Consider the following 16,808-nt stretch of genomic DNA (forward strand, 5'->3'; position numbering starts at 1 on the left):
CGGGTAGGTCTTGATGAACGGGTTAAAACGTGCGGCGATCAGCGCCGCACTTTTGCTTTTTACTGCGGGAACGCTGGCGGCACAGGATGTCGCACTCACCTCACGCGATGGCAGTGTCGAGATTAGCGGCACTATGCTGGGCTTTGATGGCGAATTCTATCGGGTCGACACCGACTATGGCGAGCTAACCGTCGACAGCAGTGGCGTGTCCTGCACCGGGCCGGGATGCCCCAACCTCGAGGACTTCGTCGCCGAAGTACGCTTTTCGGGCTCTGCCACCATGGGGGCCCTGTTGATGCCCGCGCTGATCGACGCCTTCGCAGAGCGGCAGGGCTATGCAGTCGGCCGCGAAGAGGGTGAAGGCGGGCGTTTCGCGCTGCTGCTTACGCGTAAGGACGACAGCAAGCTGGCTGCACGTTTTGATTTTCGGGCGACCAACACCAACGAGGGTTTTGCCGATCTTTTGGCGGACGAAGCTGATGTGGTTATGGCCTTGCGCGAGGTGCGCCGGGAAGAGCGGATCAACGCGCGTGAGGCTGGTTTGGGCGATTTGACAGGGGCCAACCGCAGCCGGGTTCTGGCCTTGGATGCCGTGGTACCCGTGGTGGCACCGTCCAATCCGGTAAAACAAATTTCCCCGCTCACTTTGGCGCGGGTGTTTGCGGGGGAGATTAAGAATTGGCAGCGCCTTGGTGGGCCGGATGCCCCTATTGAGCTACACATGCCGACAGCGAATGGCGGGCTCAGCCAAGCCATCGTTGATCAGGTGTTGACCCCTGCGGGACTGGAACTGAGCGCCGATGTAATCCGTCATGCGATGCCCGAAAGCCTTGCCGATGCCGTGGCGCGGGATGTCTTTGCCCTAGGCATCACCAGCTATGCCGAGCAGGGCGGGACAGAGGTGCTGACCCTCGGCGGCAACTGCGGCTTTGCGCTCGATGCCGCCCGGCGTACGATCAAGACCGAAGATTACCCGCTGACCGCGCCGATGTTCCTTTACTTCCCCGCCCGCCGATTGCCCCTCATCACGCGAGAGTTTCTGGCCTTTACCCGCAGTCCTTCGGCCCAGATCGTTATTCGGCGTGCCGGTTTTGTGGATCAAACACCTGAAGAAATACCGGTTGAGGAACAGGGCAACCGCTTTGCCAATGCGATTATCACCGCCGGTATCGAAACGCCGTTAGGAGAGTTGCAGCGCATGACGGCGACGTTGGTGCCCATGGCGCGGCTAACGACTTCGTTTCGGTTCGAGGCAGGCTCTATCCGGCTGGATGCGCAGTCACGGTCCAACGTCCAGCAGTTGGCGCGGGCGATGGAGCAGGGGCAGTATGACGCACGGCGGTTGATGTTTGTGGGCTTTAGCGATGGTGAAGGCGCAGCAAGGACCAATCGCGAGATCGCCCTGCGCCGGGCTGAGGCTGTGCAACGCGCTGTCAGCGCAGCAGCAGTTACCGCCAATCTGTCGCGCATCGATCTGCGGGTGGATGCCTTTGGTGAGGCCATGCCGATTGCCTGTGATGACAGTGAGTGGGGCCGCCAGGCCAACCGTCGGGTAGAGGTTTGGGTGCGATAAGGGGATGCAGCGCGCCGTCCTAAAGATGACCCTCGTTCCGGAAACTCAATTCGCGTGATTTGCCGATGATTAGGTGATCATGCAAGGTCAGCCCCAGTGCGTCGCAGGCGGTGGCGACCTGATTTGTCATGTCGATATCCGAACGTGACGGGCTGGGATCCCCAGACGGGTGGTTGTGCACGAGGATAATCGCGCTGGCATTCAATTCTAGCGCGCGTTTGGCAACTTCGCGGGGGTAGACCGGCACATGGTCGACCGTGCCTTTGGCTTGTTCTTCATCCGCGATGAGAATGTTTTTCCGGTCGAGATATAGAACGCGAAACTGCTCTGTTTCCAGATGGGCCATGGTGGTGTGACAGTAGTCCAGCAAGGCGTCCCAAGAGGCCACGACATGCCGCTTGAGAACCTTGGCGCGGGCCAGCCTTTGGGCTGCTGCCTCAACGATCTTAAGCTCGACGATTACCGCTTCTCCGATGCCTTTGACATCGCGCAAGCGGGCGGCGGGGGCTGTGATAACGCGGTTAAAATCGCCGAATCTGTCCAGCAATTCGCGCGCCAGCGGTTTGACGTCCCGGCGCGGAATCGCGCGGAAAAGAACGAGTTCCAGCATCTCATAATCCGGCATAGCCGCTGCGCCGCCGTCGATGAAACGGCTGCGCAAACGCTGTCGGTGATCTGCGATATAAGAGGGTTGCTTGCCCGTGTTGGACGGCGGTTTGCGCGCTTCGTCCATGAGGAAGGGAAGGGGCTGATCAGCAAGGGTTCTCGGGATACGGGTCATGCCCAGAATTTTGCGCGAAGGTGGTTAGGATTCGGTTAACAGCGTTTTCACGTGCTATTTAACTTCTACATCTAGGGTTGCGGGCAAGGCGCGACACGCCTCGCCCGACAGATTTAACCCTTCATCGAATCCCAAAAGGATTTGACAGAAGAGAAGAAATTGCTGCTTTCGGGATTGTTGTTCTGGGCTTCGCCCGCAAACTCCTGAAGCAGTTCTTTCTGACGGCTGGTCAAGTTGACTGGGGTTTCAACCGCAAGTTCGATGATCATATCACCGACGCCACCGCCCCTCAGCGGGGGCATGCCCTTGCCACGCAGGCGCATCTGGCGACCCGATTGGCTGCCTGCCGGGATCTGCACGCGGCCACGGCCACCGTCGATGGTGGGCACTTCGATATTACCCCCCAAAGCGGCGGTGCTCATCGACACGGGGACACGGCAGAACAGGTTCGGCCCGTCACGCTCAAAGAGCTCATGATCGGCCACCTCGATAAAGATATAGAGGTCACCCGACGGTCCGCCGCGCATGCCCGCTTCGCCCTCACCGGCAAGCCGGATACGGGTGCCGGTTTCAACGCCTGCGGGGATGTTGACCGAGAGCGTGCGCTCTTTCTCAACACGGCCCGCGCCGCGGCATTTCTTGCAAGGATTCTTGACGATCTGACCCATGCCGGAACAGGTGGGACAGGTGCGTTCAACAGTGAAGAAACCCTGTTGTGCGCGCACCTTGCCCATGCCCGAACAGGTCGGACAGGTCGAAGGCTCTGCGCCGCCCTCGGCACCGCTGCCGTCACATGAATCGCACTGGACAGAGGCCGGAACGGTGATCGACTTTTGCATGCCCGAAAAGGCATCTTCGAGCGAGATGCGCAGATTATAGCGCAAATCGGCCCCGCGCGCGGCGCGACGGCCACCGCCGCCACCCCCACGCTGACCCATAAAGTCACCGAAGAGATCGTCGAATACATCGGAAAAGGCCGAAGAGAAGTCGCCCTGACCGCCGCCCATGCCGCCGCCGGGACGACCGCCACCCATGCCACCTTCAAAGGCGGCGTGGCCGTAGCGATCATAGGCCGCTTTCTTGTCGTCGGTTTTCAGCACGTCATACGCTTCGCCCACTTCTTTGAACTGGGCTTCGGCGTTTGGGTTGTCTTTGTTGCGGTCGGGGTGAAGGTCTTTGACCTTGCTGCGGTAGGCCTTCTTGATCTCGTCGGCAGAGGCCCCTTTGGCAACGCCAAGCACCTCGTAGTAGTCACGTTTTGCCATGGGTTATCATGCTCCTGCGCTGGAACGTGATGGGCCGGCCCGTCTGACGGACCGGCCCTTTCACAGGTTCCGTTTCACGCTTACGCGCGCTTGTCGTCGTCCAGATCTTCGAACTCGGCGTCAAGGATGTCGTCGTCGCCACCCTGCGATTGCTGAGCGTCCGAAGGCCGTGCGGTGTCGTCGTTGCCTTCTTCCTGAGCGTTTTTGTAGATCGCTTCGCCCAGTTTCATGGCCGCTTCGGTGACGTTCTGGATGCCGGATTTGATCTTGTCGGCGTTGTCTGTCTCCAGCTCGTCCTTCAGCGCGGCAATGGCCAGCTCGATCGCTTCGACGGTGGTTGGGTCAACCTTGTCGGAATGCTCTTCCAGCGACTTTTCGGTCGAGTGGATCAGCGATTCCGCCTGGTTTTTCGCTTCGATCAGCTCGCGACGGGACTTGTCCGCCTCGGCATTCTCTTCCGCGTCCTTGACCATCTTGTCGATATCCGCATCCGACAGACCACCCGACGCTTGGATCGTGATCTTTTGCTCTTTGCCGGTGCCTTTGTCGAGCGCGCCCACTGACACGATGCCGTTGGCGTCGATGTCAAAGGTCACTTCGATCTGCGGCATGCCGCGTGGGGCAGGCGGGATGTTTTCAAGGTTGAAGGCACCGAGCATCTTGTTGTCGGCTGCCATCTCACGCTCACCTTGGAAAACCCGAATGGTCACAGCGTTCTGGTTGTCTTCGGCGGTCGAGAAGACCTGAGACTTCTTCGTCGGGATCGTGGTGTTACGGTCGATCAGGCGGGTGAAGACGCCACCAAGGGTTTCAATGCCCAAGGACAGCGGGGTCACGTCCAGCAGAACCACGTCCTTGACGTCGCCTTGCAGAACACCGGCCTGAATGGCGGCACCAAGGGCCACAACTTCGTCAGGGTTCACACCCTTGTGCGGCTCTTTACCGAAGAACTTCGTCACTTCTTCTGCGACTTTCGGCATACGGGTCATACCACCGACCAGCACGACTTCGTCGATGTCGGAAGCCGAGAGGCCCGCATCCTTCAGCGCTGCGGCGCAGGGCTTCATCGACGCTTTGATCAGGTCGCCAACGAGGCTTTCCAGCTTGGCGCGGGTCAGCTTCATGACCATGTGCAGCGGCGAGCCGTCCTTGCCCATCGAGATGAAGGGCTGGTTGATCTCGGTCTGGCTGGAGGAGGAAAGCTCAATCTTGGCTTTCTCGGCAGCTTCTTTCAGACGCTGCAGCGCCATCTTGTCTTGCGTCAGGTCAACGCCGTTGGCCTTTTTGAACTCATCCGCAAGGTAGTTGACGATGCGCATGTCAAAGTCTTCACCGCCGAGGAACGTGTCGCCGTTGGTGGATTTCACTTCGAACAGGCCGTCGTCGATCTCAAGGATGGTCACGTCGAATGTACCGCCGCCAAGGTCATAGACCGCGATGGTTTGCGTGTTCTCTTTGTCGAGGCCGTAGGCCAGCGCGGCTGCTGTCGGCTCGTTAATGATCCGCAGCACTTCGAGACCGGCAATTTTACCGGCGTCTTTGGTTGCCTGACGCTGGGCGTCGTTGAAGTAAGCGGGCACGGTGATAACGGCCTGCGTGACTTCCTCACCCAGATAGCTCTCTGCGGTTTCTTTCATCTTACCAAGGATGAAGGCCGAGATTTGGCTGGGGGAGTATTTCTCACCACGGGCTTGCACCCATGCGTCGCCGTTGCCGCCATCGATGACGTTGAACGGCATGTTCTTTTTGTCTTTGGCCAGATCCGCATCGTCGTTGCGGCGGCCGATCAGGCGCTTGACGCCGAAGACAGTGTTTTCTGGGTTGGTGACCGCCTGGCGCTTCGCCGGCTGGCCGACAAGGCGCTCATCGTCGGTGAAGGCAACGATGGACGGCGTGGTGCGCGCGCCTTCAGCGTTTTCGATCACACGAGGCTGACTGCCATCCATGATGGCGATACAGCTGTTGGTGGTGCCAAGGTCAATACCGATTACTTTGGACATGTTTCGATCCCTCTTTGAATCTAAGGCGATGACACGAGGCGCGGACCCGTTTCGGCATCCTGCCCCGATCTGATGACATCGAAGACCACGTGCCTTCGACGGTTCGGAGCGTATATAGGGAGGGTATTTGCACCCTGCAACCATTGGCTGGTCAGGATGGTCGCGATTCCGTGATGTTTTTGCCAAACGAGTGAGGAAGAACGAAGAATGACTGCTTTGCGCCTGCGCGGCTTTGATATTCACAAGGAGTTTCTGGGAAGGGCCGCCCAGCAGGAGGTGCTGGAGGCGGTGCGCGGCGTGGTGCGTCAAGCGCCGTTCTTTCGCCCTGAGGTGCCGCGCGGTGGGCGTATGTCTGTCCGTATGACAGCCGCCGGGCGCTATGGCTGGTTTTCGGACCGGCGCGGCTATCGCTATGTTACCGAACACCCGGACGGTCAGGCTTGGCCAGAGATCCCCGCGCCGATACTGGCAATCTGGGATCAATTGACGGGGCTAGAGCGGCGGCCTGAATGTTGCTTGATAAACTACTATGACGCAGATGCGCGCATGGGGCTGCATCAGGACCGGGATGAGGCCGATTTTCAGTGGCCCGTGGTGTCGGTGTCGTTAGGGGACGACGGGCTGTTCCGCATTGGCAACCTAACGCGCGGCGGCAAGACGGAATCGATCTGGCTGCAATCGGGGGATGTGGTGGTGATGGGCGGTGACGCGCGGCTGACCTATCATGGGGTGGACCGGATCAAGCCCGGCACATCGACGCTGCTGCCCAAAGGCGGGCGGATCAATCTGACGCTGCGGGTGGTGGAGTGACGTTTTCTTTAAAAGAAAACGGTTACGGACTTTTTTAAAAAGTCCGGGCATTAGCGGCCGAGCGAACAGCACCCCGTCTGATGTTGCCAACCGTCACCCCCCTGCAAAAGGAGATCGACCGCCAACCCATAGGCTCGGTCTGACATGCCATCGCTACAGGCGCGGGCCGACACTGTGGCGATGGCCGTGCCGTTTGGTCCCTCTGCAATCAAGTGAAAACTGTCCCGCCGCCCTTGTGCGGGACCGGATTGCGTAAGGCGATAGTCTCGCGCACTATCAGAAATCGCGGTATAGATCAGCGCCTCACCCTCCACGTTCAGCGACCAAAACGGCTCTGTCCCGGCGCATCGTGCCACTGCAGGCATCGCGCCCTGCCATTGGCCGGGGGCCCGCGCCAGATAACGCAGAGAGACCCATCCGCTGCCCTTACCGGTGTTCACCAGTCCCCAGACATGACGGTCATCAGGGCGGATCACTTCGATGTCTTCGGCATCAGGCGCAAGGCTGCCAATGATTGGCGCGCCGGCATCGGGGGCTTGGCGAATGTTCAGTACATCATCAGTCGCCACATTGCTTACGTCATAAAGTGCGGGCCATGCATCCTGTGTCGCGAAAGCGGGAAGCGCCCAGAAACAAAAAAGGACTGCCAGCAGCCTCAACGCCGAGCATTCCAACTGATAGAGGCATGACGGCGGGTATAGAATTCACCCATCAGCCCGATCATCAGCAGGACAAGCCCCACCCAAAGTGGATACTCCCAATTGCTGTAGCGTGGGTTGTAGTTGATGAAGGCAAAGCCGCGCGCTTGGTCAATGCTGTGAAACAGCGGATTCCAGTCGAACATCGCCAGCATGTAGCCCGGCAGTGAGTTGGCCAGAAACATCTTGCCCGAGGCGATCATATTGGCCCGCTGATAGATTGTCGAAAAAATCGTCACGAAAGAGGGAAACCACGGTTTAATCGCCAGCATCACCAGCCCAAGCGCGCAACCGGTAAACCACGCCGTCAGCAACATGCCAAAGGCAGCAATTGGCTGGTCAATGGTTATCGGGGTGACAGCGACATGGTAGATGAAAAGGATCGCAAAGAGCGACAGCACCTGAATATAAAGCGACCCAACCGCTGCCGAGGCGATGGCGATGATCGTATTCATAGGCGCGTGCTGCATCATCGGGCTTGCCGGCCCTTCTGAAGCTGCAACCGCGCCCAGGGCTTTCACATGCGTCAGATAGAGGAAGATCCCCGACATCAGATAAACAAGGAAATCACCCCGTACGGCAGACCCGCGCATACCAAGGATTGAAAACATCACATAGAAAGCGACCACAAACATCACCGTCTGCAACATGTTCATGGCGATGGCGATAAGAGCATTGTTGTGCTGCTTGCGCACATTGCGCACGACGGAGTGATAGATAAGCTCCGCCATAGCAATGGCGGTCCCGATGCCGGATTTCGGTTTTCTATTAGATTGGAACATGCGCGCGTCCTCGACGAAGCCCTAACGTGGCACGGAATTCTTGCTGTTCCGTTAGCTGCAAAGCATAAGGGAAATGATTAATCGAAGCAACGACAGCCCGCAGGGCCGGAGGCGAAATGAATTACGAGAACTTGGTCGTAGAAATGCGGCGGCTGGCATTGGAAGCCGGGGACAAGATCATGGAGATCTACGGTCAGGACGATTTTGAGGTGAAATCAAAGTCTGACGACAGCCCCGTTACTGCTGCTGACGAAGCTGCCGACGCGATCATTTCCGAAGGACTTCGCGCCGCATTCCCCGACATGATGTTGGTGACAGAAGAACAATCTGCGACCCATTCTGCCAAGGGCGACACATTCCTGATCGTCGATCCGTTGGACGGGACGAAAGAGTTTGTCCACCGCCGGGGTGATTTCACGGTGAACATTGCGCTAATTGAGAAGGGCATACCGACCCGCGGTGTTGTCTACGCACCGGCCAAATCGCGGATGTTCTTTACCCAAGCCGATGGTCAATCGGTCGAAGAAATTGGCAATTTCGCCAAGGATCAGCTGGGTGAGACTAAGACGATTTCTGTCTCTAACCCAGACAATTCAGCCCTTATGGTTGTCGCCTCCAAATCGCACCGCGATCAGGCGACCGACGATTACATTGGCAAATACGGCGTCCGCGACATGACCTCCGCAGGGTCTTCGCTGAAGTTCTGTCTTGTGGCCACGGGCGAGGCTGATCTCTACCCGCGTCTGGGCCGCACGATGGAATGGGACACTGCCGCAGGTCATGCCGTATTGAATGGCGCTGGGGGCGCGGTGGTGCGTTTTGACGACCTTACACCGCTGACCTACGGCAAAGAAGATTTCGCCAATCCTTTCTTTATCGCCCATGCGCCCGGCGTTGATCTGAAGGTGGGCTGATGTCTGTCCTCATCGTCATCCCCGCCCGCTACGCCTCGACCCGCTATCCGGGCAAACCGCTCGTTGCACTCACTGGTGCCTCGGGTAAAAAACAGTCTCTGATTGAGCGAAGCTGGCGCGCGGCCTGCGCCGTATCTGGCGTGGACCGCGTTGTTGTGGCCACCGATGACGCCCGCATCCGCGAAGCCGCCGAAGGTTTTGGCGCCGAGGTGGTGATGACTTCGGAAGCCTGCGCCAATGGCACAGAGCGCTGCGCTGAGGCTCATGCCGCGCTGGGCGGGGGGTATGACATTGTGGTGAACCTGCAAGGCGACGCACCGCTGACACCGCATTGGTTTGTCGAAGGGTTGGTACAGGGGCTAAATGACATGCCCGAAGCCGAGATCGCCACCCCGGTGCTGCGCTGCGATGGTGCTACGCTGAACAGTCTGTTGGGCGACCGCAAAGCGGGCCGGGTCGGTGGCACAACGGCGGTCTTCGGTGCCGACAATCAGGCGCTCTATTTCTCGAAAGAGGTCGTTCCCTACACTGGCAAGGCCTATGCAGAAACAGATGCGACCCCGGTTTTCCACCACGTCGGTGTCTATGCCTATCGCCCCGAAGCCTTGGCGCAATATCCAAGCTGGCCTGTGGGCCCGCTGGAGCAGCTAGAAGGATTGGAGCAGCTGCGCTTCCTTGAGAATGGCCGTTCGGTTCTCTGTGCCGAAGTTGAAGCCAAGGGGCGCGAATTCTGGGAGCTGAACAACCCCGAAGACGTTCCAAAGCTCGAAGCTATGATGGCGAAAATGGGATTGGAATGACAGCCACCCCCGATAGTGCGGCACCGCAAAGCGCTGCACTGGAAAGCGGCGTGCCTGTAAGCATCGTGATTGTCAGCCGAAATCGGCCTGAAGCATTGCGGCGTTGCCTGACGGGGGTGGGACAGCTTCAATATGCACCCTTTGAGGTCATCGTCGTGGCCGATCCTGCGGGGGCTACTGTGGCGCGCGACTTGCCTTTTGCGAATGCATTGAAATTGGTGGCGTTTGACAGGCCCAATATCTCTGCCGCGCGCAACCTTGGGGTCGCTCAGGCTGCGGGAGAGGTGGTGGCCTTCATCGACGATGATGCGGTGCCAGAGCCGCAGTGGTTGCGCCATTTAACGGCGCCAGCGCGGCAGCCCGAAGTCGCCGCCATGACCGGTTTTGTCCGGGGGCGGAACGGAATATCCTTCCAGTATCGCGCGCGTCAACTAAACGCACAAGGTACGCCGGAAGAGTTGGACGTTGACCCAGAAAACTTCAGCGTTCTGCTGCCCCCGCAAGGCGGAGCGATCAAGACTGAAGGCACGAACATGGCCTTTCGCCGTGAGGTCTTGGTCGCTCTAGGCGGCTTTGATCCTGCCTTTCACTACTACTTAGACGAGACCGATTTAAACATGCGTCTCGCGCGGGCGGGCCATGCTACCGCGATTGCCCCCTTGGCCGAGGTCCACCATGGCTTTGCCGCCAACCACATGCGCAGTGCCAACCGGATCCCCCGTGACCTTTTTGACATCGGCGCCAGTTGGGCGGTGTTTCACCGCAAACATTTGCCCCAGTCAGAGCGCGCTTCCCAGTGGGCGCGTTTGCGCGCAGATGAACGCCGACGGTTATTGCGTCATATGGTGAGTGGCGGACTGGAGCCGCGTGATGTTGCCCGGCTGCTGCACAGGCTAGATCAGGGGCATACAGAAGGGGTTGAGCGCCCCATCAGCGCTGGAATGATCGCGCAAGAACCTGCCAGTGCATTTCGCATATTTCCGGCCCGTCCGCGCCGCAGCGTGGCGATGTTCACGCGGCCCATAAAGCTGGCCAAAGACCGCGCCATTGCTGCAAAGCGCGTCGATTCCGGCGAAATCGTAACTTTAATCAGTCTTTCGCCTACGGCTTTGTATCACCATGTTGCCTTCGACCCCGCTGACGCTATCTGGCTGCAAACCGGTGGAATATATGGAAAATCTGCGCGGAATGAGGCGGTTTTTCGCTTAAATCGGCGGCGGGATAGGCTGAAAAACGAAGTCAGGCGAGTTGCCAGTCAGCGTGGTTTCAGCGATGATCGTTAGCGGTAGAAAAGCGTCGGTAAGATTGACCGTGGCGCTCTGTATATTTCGAATAAGTTGTAAGGATTAACATGCGCAAGAAGGTAACAAAGGCGATCTTCCCCGTTGCTGGAATGGGAACACGCTTTCTGCCTGCCACCAAGTCGGTGCCGAAGGAGATTATGACCCTCGTAGATCGGCCGCTGGTTCAATATGCAATTGACGAAGCGCGGGCCGCTGGGATCAAAGAATTCATTTTTGTGACCTCACGCGGCAAAGGCGCGTTGGAGGATTATTTCGACCATGCGCCGCAGCTTGAACAGGAGTTGCGCAAGAAGGGGAAAACCGAGCTTCTTCAGATCCTACAAGACACCAATATGGACAGTGGTGCGATTGCCTATATCCGTCAGCACAAAGCACTTGGACTTGGCCACGCAGTTTGGTGCGCCCGCCGTCTAATCGGCAACGAACCCTTTGCGGTGATGCTGCCTGATGACGTTATCGCGGCTGAGAAACCCTGCTTGCAGCAGATGGTCGAAGCCTATGAGGAAACCGGCGGCAGCATGGTCGCCGCGATGGAGGTTGAACCGTCTCGTGCCTCCTCCTACGGCATCCTCGATACAAGTGAAGAGCGCGGCGATCTGGTGAAGGTTAAAGGCATGGTTGAGAAACCCGCCGCTGATGAGGCACCTTCGAACCTTGCGGTGATCGGGCGTTATATTCTGTCGCCAAATGTTCTGAAAAATCTCAATAAGCTGAAATCTGGCTCCGGTGGAGAGATCCAGCTGACCGATGCGATTGCCCAAGAAATTGAGCAAGACCGCGAGGTTTATGGATTCCGCTTCCGTGGTCAACGGTTTGATTGCGGCTCTAAAGCTGGATTTTTGCAGGCGACTGTGGCCTTCGGTCTTGCCCGTGAGGACCTGCGTGACGACCTATCGGCCTACCTGCAAAGCATCGCTCAAATCGATCGGGCGGCGCAGTAAGTTCAGGAAGGCGCGACATGGAAAACGTACTGGTAACCGGGGGTGCGGGCTATATCGGCTCGCATGCCTGTAAGGCGTTGAAAGCGGCGGGGTTCACACCCGTGACTTTCGATAATCTTGCGACCGGCTGGCGCGATGCGGTTAAATTCGGCCCATTTGAGCAAGGCGATTTGCAAGATCGGGCGCGGCTTGATGAGGTCTTTGACAAATATCGTCCCATCGCCGTCATGCATTTCGCGGCGCTCAGCCAAGTGGGTGAGAGCATGGCAGAGCCTGGTCTCTACTGGCGCAACAACGTCGGCGGTTCACTTACCCTCATTGAGGCGGCGGTGGATGCAGGCTGCAAGCGGTTCGTCTTCTCGTCCACCTGCGCGACCTACGGTGATCAGGACAATGTTGTTTTAGACGAGAGCAGCGCGCAATATCCAATCAATGCCTATGGGGCATCCAAGCGTGCGATCGAAGACATTCTGCGCGATTTCGAAGCAGCGCACGGTCTGCAGCACGTCATTTTCCGCTATTTCAACGTGGCTGGTGCAGATCCTGAAGGCGAGGTGGGCGAATTCCATCAACCAGAAACGCATTTGATCCCCCTCATGCTTGACGCCATATCCGGGAAACGGGCGGCGCTGACCGTCTTTGGCGATGACTATGACACGCCCGATGGCACCTGTATTCGTGACTATGTGCATGTATGTGACTTGGTCGATGCCCACGTCTTGGGCCTAAAATGGCTTCAAGATGGTAAAGGGAGCCGAGTGTTCAATCTTGGCACAGGGAGCGGCTTTTCGGTGCGTGAAGTGTTGGATCATAGCCGCGCGGTAACCAATCAGACCGTGCCACATCAGATCGGCGCGCGCCGTCCGGGGGACTGCACCAAGCTGGTTTCCGGCTCTTCCCGCGCGATTGAGGAATTGGGCTGGCAGCCCGAACGCTCGACCTTGGACAAGATGATTTCGGATGCCTGGCATTGGCACCAAACCGGACATTACGATGCCTGAACCCGCTGCACGGTTGCTTGACCTGACGCGCTCTTTGCGCCGGGTTGGGCGGACCGCTACAGGGGTTGATCGGGTTGAGCTTGCGTATCTCTCAGAACTGTTAAGGCGAGACGCGCCGCTCTTTGGAATGGCGCGAACCGCTTTGGGCTATGTCCTGCTGGATCGCGCGGGGATGCAAGCGTTTCATGATCGGCTCATGGGGCATGTGCCATGGGGGCGGGCTAACCTAATGTCGCGGCTGCCACGGGGTCGCAATGTGGCCCTAATACAGGCGGAAAGCGATTTGCGGCGCTTGGCGTTGACGCGATGCCTGCCCGCTTTCTTGCCGCGCATGCTCAGGCGCAATCTGCCGCCGGGCTTTGCTTATCTTAACGTAGGTCATAGTAATCTTACCGATCGCGTTTTCGGGGCAATGAAAGAAGCGAAGGCACAGGTTGCGGTTCTAATCCACGACGTGATCCCGCTGGAGTATCCCGCCTATCAACGTCCCGGCACGGTTGCGCCCTTTCGGGCCAAGATTGACCGGGTAAGCGCGCAAGCCGATCTGGTGATCTATAATTCGCAAGACACACAACGCCGCAGCGAAGCGCAGATGCGCGGGCGGATACCGCCTGCCGTGGTTGCGCATCTGGGGGTCGATGCGCCCTCCCCCGATGTCGGGGAACTGCCTGCCGGACTGCTCCCCAAGCGAGCCTATTTCGTCATCGTGGGCACGATAGAGCCGCGCAAGAATCACGGTTTCTTACTCGACCTATGGCAATCCAAGGGCCCGACCGCCCCACCGCTGCTGATTTGCGGCAGCCGGGGGTGGAACAACTCTGCCGTTTTCGACCGGCTTGACCAATTGCCACCCGATGGCGCCGTGCAGGAAATAGCAGGCCTTAGCGACAATGCGCTCGCGGCCTTGGTGCAGGGGGCGGCGGGGATGCTCTTTCCAAGCTACGCCGAAGGCTTTGGCCTGCCCCCGGCCGAGGCGCTAAGCCTTGGAACGCGTGTTTTATGCAACGATTTACCGGTCTTGCACGAGGTCTTGGGCGACAAAGCCGTTTACGCGGCCCTGACCGAGCCCTATTCATGGATCAGAACAATCGAAGATTGGGCCGAAACTCCGCCAGACCAGCGCCCTGCGACGACTTTTATCGCGCCAACTTGGGCCGAGCACTTCAAGACCGTGTTAAAGTCGACGTGATAGCGCAGTAAAAGAGCGGTCAGGTCCGAGAGGTAAGGGGCGGTTTGGGCTTAATTCAGTCATATCGGTTACGGCTGCAACGCAAGCGCTGGCGCATCCGCGCCTTCCGTAAGCGGCGTGAGCTGGCCCGCGTGGCGAACCGTACCGCACAGATCAAACGCGACGACATCCTTGTTTTCTGCACGCAGCGCAACGAACGCATCCGGTTGCCCTATTTCCTGAAATACTACCGCGAGATGGGCGTGGGGCATTTCTTCTTCGTCGATAATGACAGCACGGATGGCTCGCTTGAATACCTTGCCGACCAACCTGATGTATCGGTCTGGAGCGCCGAGGCCAGCTATAAGCGTTCGCGTTTTGGGGTGGATTGGCTGAATTGGCTGCAGACGAAATATGCCCATGGCCATTGGGCGCTGACGGTCGATCCGGATGAGTTTCTGGTCTACCCATTCTGTGACACCCGGCCTTTGCGGGCGTTGACCGATTGGCTTGATGCGTCGTCGATCAAAAGCTTTTCCGCGATGTTGCTGGACATGTACCCCAAAGGGCGGCTGGACGAGGAACCTTACCAAGCGGGGCAGAACCCGATTGAGATTGCCTCGTGGTTCGACAGTGGCAATTACACCATTTCGCGCAATCGGCGGTTTGGGAACCTCTGGATACAGGGCGGCCCACGGGCGCGGGTATTTTTCCCCGACATGCCTGCAAAGGCACCGGCGCTGAACAAGGTGCCGCTGGTCAAATGGGACCGGCGCTATGCCTATGTCAGCTCGACCCATATGCTGCTGCCGCGCGGGTTAAATCAGGTCTATGATGAATGGGGCGGAGAGAAAGCCTCAGGCGTGCTGCTGCATGCCAAGTTCCTCGACACTTTTGGCGCAAAAGCGGCAGAGGAGTTGGAGCGCAGTGAGCATTACGCGGCTTCAGTTGAATACAAAGCCTATGCTGACCGGTTAAAGGACGACCCCCAACTGTGGTGCAAATGGTCGGAGCGGTACATCAACTGGCGCCAGCTTGAGATTCTCGGGCTTATGTCCAAGGGGAACTGGGCATGAGCATCGGGATCGTCATGTTGGTTCACAACGCATGGGACCGCGCCGAGCAGGTCGCCCGGCATTGGGCCGCGGCGGGCTGCCCGGTGGTGATCCATATCGACAAGGCCGTGCCCCGGCGCGCGCATGACGCTTTCGTGGCGGCACTCTCTGACCTGAAGGATGTGCATTTCAGCCCGCGCAAGCGTTGCGAGTGGGGCACTTGGGGCATAGTCGCCGCCTCACAAGGCGCGGCGGAGGTAATGCTGTCGAGCTTTCCCAAAGTGCGCCATGTCTATTTGGCCTCCGGCTCTTGTCTGCCGCTGCGCCCGGTGCAGGAATTGATCGATTATCTTGAGGCGCGCCCCCAGACCGATTTCATCGAAAGCGCCACCACGGGAGATGTACCTTGGACCGTAGGCGGGCTGGATGAAGAGCGGTTCACCCTGCGCTTCCCTTTCTCGTGGCGGCGCAATCGCTATTTGTTTGACCGCGCGGTAGAGGTACAGCGCCTGCTGCCCCTTAAACGCCGAATGCCGCGGGGAATTGTGCCGCATATGGGGTCGCAGTGGTGGTGCCTGACCCGGCGCACCCTGTCGGCAATCCTGCAAGACCCTGACCGGCCAACATATGACAAGTTCTTTCGCCGTGTCTGGATTCCTGATGAGAGCTATTTCCAGACCCTTGCGCGGCTCTATTCCAGCAAGATCGAAAGCCGGTCGCTGACCCTATCGAAGTTCGATTTTCAAGGTAAACCGCATATCTTTTACGACGACCACCTCCAGGTTTTGCGCCGCTCAGACTGTTTTGTGGCACGCAAGATTTGGCCGCATGCAGACCGGCTTTATCATGCGTTTTTGACTGACTCTGCCGGTGCGATGAAAAGGACCGAACCGAACCCCGGTAAGATCGACCGCATCTTTTCCAAGGCGGTGGAACGGCGGACCCGTGGCCGGGCTGGGCTCTATATGCAAAGCCGCTTTCCCAATGAAGATTGGGAGAATGGTGTCACCGCCGCGCCCTATTCGATGTTTCAGGGCTTTGCCGAGATTTTTGAAGATTTCGAGCATTGGCTGAGCCGCGCCACCGAGGCGCGGGTGCATGGCCATCTCTTTGCGTCCGATCGTGCGCATTTCGCTGATGGGCAGACGGCGTTGAGCGGGGCGCTGTCGGATAATCCGGTGCTGCGGGATCATAATAGCAGCGCATTTCTGGCCAATCTGATCTGGAACACGCGCGGCGAGCGTCAGTGTTTTCAATTCGGCCCGATGGACAATCAAGACATCAACTGGCGTGTCGCCAAAGACCCTAATGCGCAGATTTCGGTCATCACTGGCGCTTGGGCGGTGCCGCTGTTCCGCTCAAACCTCGATTTTGCCGATATCCGCCGCCGGGCCGCAAAACTGCAGCAGGTTGAAAGCAAGCATATGGATATTCTGCGGTCACCCTTTGCCAAGGCGCGGGTGCGGATCTGGTCCATGGCCGAATTTATCGAAGCACCGATGGAGCCTTTGCAGTTAATATTGGATGAGATTGGCCGCACCCGCCTGCGCCGCCTGTCAGAGGCGCCGCGCATGGTGGACCTGAACGGGTTCGGCCAATTTCTGCAAAACCTCAAGAACCAAGGCATGCATCCCTATCTGATGGGTGATTTTCCGGTCGCCCAAGGTGTGACTGGTGATGCCAAGCCTTCCCCGAAACCCTATCTGGTAAAATAAC

Annotated in this window: 15 protein-coding genes; 10 read left to right on the top strand and 5 right to left on the bottom strand. The window is 58.4% G+C overall.

Annotated elements, in window-relative coordinates:
* Nucleotides 1-13: 13 nt before the first annotated feature.
* The gene (locus tag WNY61_RS01445) at nucleotides 14-1,573 is read left to right on the top strand and encodes a phosphate ABC transporter substrate-binding/OmpA family protein (RefSeq protein ID WP_342849673.1); all 1,560 of its coding nucleotides are present in this window, start codon (nucleotides 14-16) and stop codon (nucleotides 1,571-1,573) included.
* A gap of 19 nt (nucleotides 1,574-1,592) precedes the next feature.
* On the opposite strand, the gene radC is transcribed toward WNY61_RS01445, so the two are convergent.
* The 3 genes from radC to dnaK form a co-directional block, all read right to left on the bottom strand.
* Nucleotides 1,593-2,306 carry a DNA repair protein RadC gene (gene radC, locus WNY61_RS01450; protein ID WP_342849986.1) on the bottom strand — a complete coding sequence of 238 codons (714 nt, stop codon included), beginning with the start codon at nucleotides 2,304-2,306 and terminating at the stop codon, nucleotides 1,593-1,595.
* A gap of 161 nt (nucleotides 2,307-2,467) precedes the next feature.
* Nucleotides 2,468-3,619 carry a molecular chaperone DnaJ gene (gene dnaJ, locus WNY61_RS01455; protein WP_007118355.1) on the bottom strand — a complete coding sequence of 384 codons (1,152 nt, stop codon included), beginning with the start codon at nucleotides 3,617-3,619 and terminating at the stop codon, nucleotides 2,468-2,470.
* A gap of 80 nt (nucleotides 3,620-3,699) precedes the next feature.
* Nucleotides 3,700-5,619 carry a molecular chaperone DnaK gene (gene dnaK / locus WNY61_RS01460; RefSeq protein ID WP_342849674.1) on the bottom strand — a complete coding sequence of 640 codons (1,920 nt, stop codon included), beginning with the start codon at nucleotides 5,617-5,619 and terminating at the stop codon, nucleotides 3,700-3,702.
* A gap of 207 nt (nucleotides 5,620-5,826) precedes the next feature.
* Here dnaK and WNY61_RS01465 point away from each other — a divergent pair, with 207 nt between their 5' ends.
* Complete coding sequence (locus WNY61_RS01465; RefSeq protein ID WP_342849675.1) at nucleotides 5,827-6,429, top strand: alpha-ketoglutarate-dependent dioxygenase AlkB; 603 nt, start codon at nucleotides 5,827-5,829, stop codon at nucleotides 6,427-6,429.
* Nucleotides 6,430-6,479: 50 nt separating this feature from the next.
* Here the strand turns inward: WNY61_RS01465 and WNY61_RS01470 are convergent, their stop codons facing one another.
* On the bottom strand, nucleotides 6,480-6,998 hold the full coding sequence (locus tag WNY61_RS01470; protein ID WP_342849676.1) for an SH3 domain-containing protein: 519 nt from the start codon (nucleotides 6,996-6,998) through the stop codon (nucleotides 6,480-6,482).
* Between the two features lie 86 nt (nucleotides 6,999-7,084).
* Nucleotides 7,085-7,909: an ABC transporter permease gene (locus WNY61_RS01475; RefSeq protein ID WP_342849677.1), complete on the bottom strand. Its 825-nt coding sequence runs from the start codon at nucleotides 7,907-7,909 to the stop codon at nucleotides 7,085-7,087.
* Nucleotides 7,910-8,025: 116 nt separating this feature from the next.
* On the opposite strand from WNY61_RS01475, the gene cysQ reads away from it, so the two are divergent.
* The 8 genes from cysQ (at nucleotide 8,026) to WNY61_RS01515 (ending at nucleotide 16,807) form a co-directional block, all read left to right on the top strand.
* Nucleotides 8,026-8,823, top strand: coding sequence for a 3'(2'),5'-bisphosphate nucleotidase CysQ (gene cysQ, locus WNY61_RS01480; protein ID WP_342849678.1), 798 nt, complete (start codon nucleotides 8,026-8,028; stop codon nucleotides 8,821-8,823).
* Complete coding sequence (locus WNY61_RS01485; protein WP_342849679.1) at nucleotides 8,823-9,623, top strand: manno-octulosonate cytidylyltransferase; 801 nt, start codon at nucleotides 8,823-8,825, stop codon at nucleotides 9,621-9,623. The genes cysQ and WNY61_RS01485 overlap by 1 nt, the downstream gene beginning before the upstream one ends.
* Entirely contained in the window at nucleotides 9,620-10,906 is a 1,287-nt protein-coding gene (locus tag WNY61_RS01490) for a glycosyltransferase (protein ID WP_342849680.1), read from the top strand. The genes WNY61_RS01485 and WNY61_RS01490 overlap by 4 nt, the downstream gene beginning before the upstream one ends.
* Before the next feature lie 68 nt (nucleotides 10,907-10,974).
* On the top strand, nucleotides 10,975-11,868 hold the full coding sequence (gene galU / locus WNY61_RS01495) for a UTP--glucose-1-phosphate uridylyltransferase GalU (RefSeq protein ID WP_342849681.1): 894 nt from the start codon (nucleotides 10,975-10,977) through the stop codon (nucleotides 11,866-11,868).
* A gap of 17 nt (nucleotides 11,869-11,885) precedes the next feature.
* Nucleotides 11,886-12,869 (top strand): UDP-glucose 4-epimerase GalE, encoded by a 984-nt coding sequence (gene galE / locus WNY61_RS01500; protein ID WP_342849682.1) that lies wholly within the window; start codon nucleotides 11,886-11,888, stop codon nucleotides 12,867-12,869.
* Complete coding sequence (locus WNY61_RS01505; RefSeq protein ID WP_342849683.1) at nucleotides 12,862-14,058, top strand: glycosyltransferase family 1 protein; 1,197 nt, start codon at nucleotides 12,862-12,864, stop codon at nucleotides 14,056-14,058. The genes galE and WNY61_RS01505 overlap by 8 nt, the downstream gene beginning before the upstream one ends.
* Before the next feature lie 44 nt (nucleotides 14,059-14,102).
* Entirely contained in the window at nucleotides 14,103-15,113 is a 1,011-nt protein-coding gene (locus WNY61_RS01510) for a glycosyltransferase family 2 protein (protein WP_342849684.1), read from the top strand.
* Nucleotides 15,110-16,807: a beta-1,6-N-acetylglucosaminyltransferase gene (locus WNY61_RS01515; RefSeq protein WP_342849685.1), complete on the top strand. Its 1,698-nt coding sequence runs from the start codon at nucleotides 15,110-15,112 to the stop codon at nucleotides 16,805-16,807. The genes WNY61_RS01510 and WNY61_RS01515 overlap by 4 nt, the downstream gene beginning before the upstream one ends.
* Nucleotide 16,808 lies beyond the last annotated feature (1 nt).

The sequence above is a fragment of the Sulfitobacter sp. AS92 genome, from assembly GCF_038900015.1.
Classification (GTDB): Bacteria; Pseudomonadota; Alphaproteobacteria; order Rhodobacterales; family Rhodobacteraceae; genus Sulfitobacter.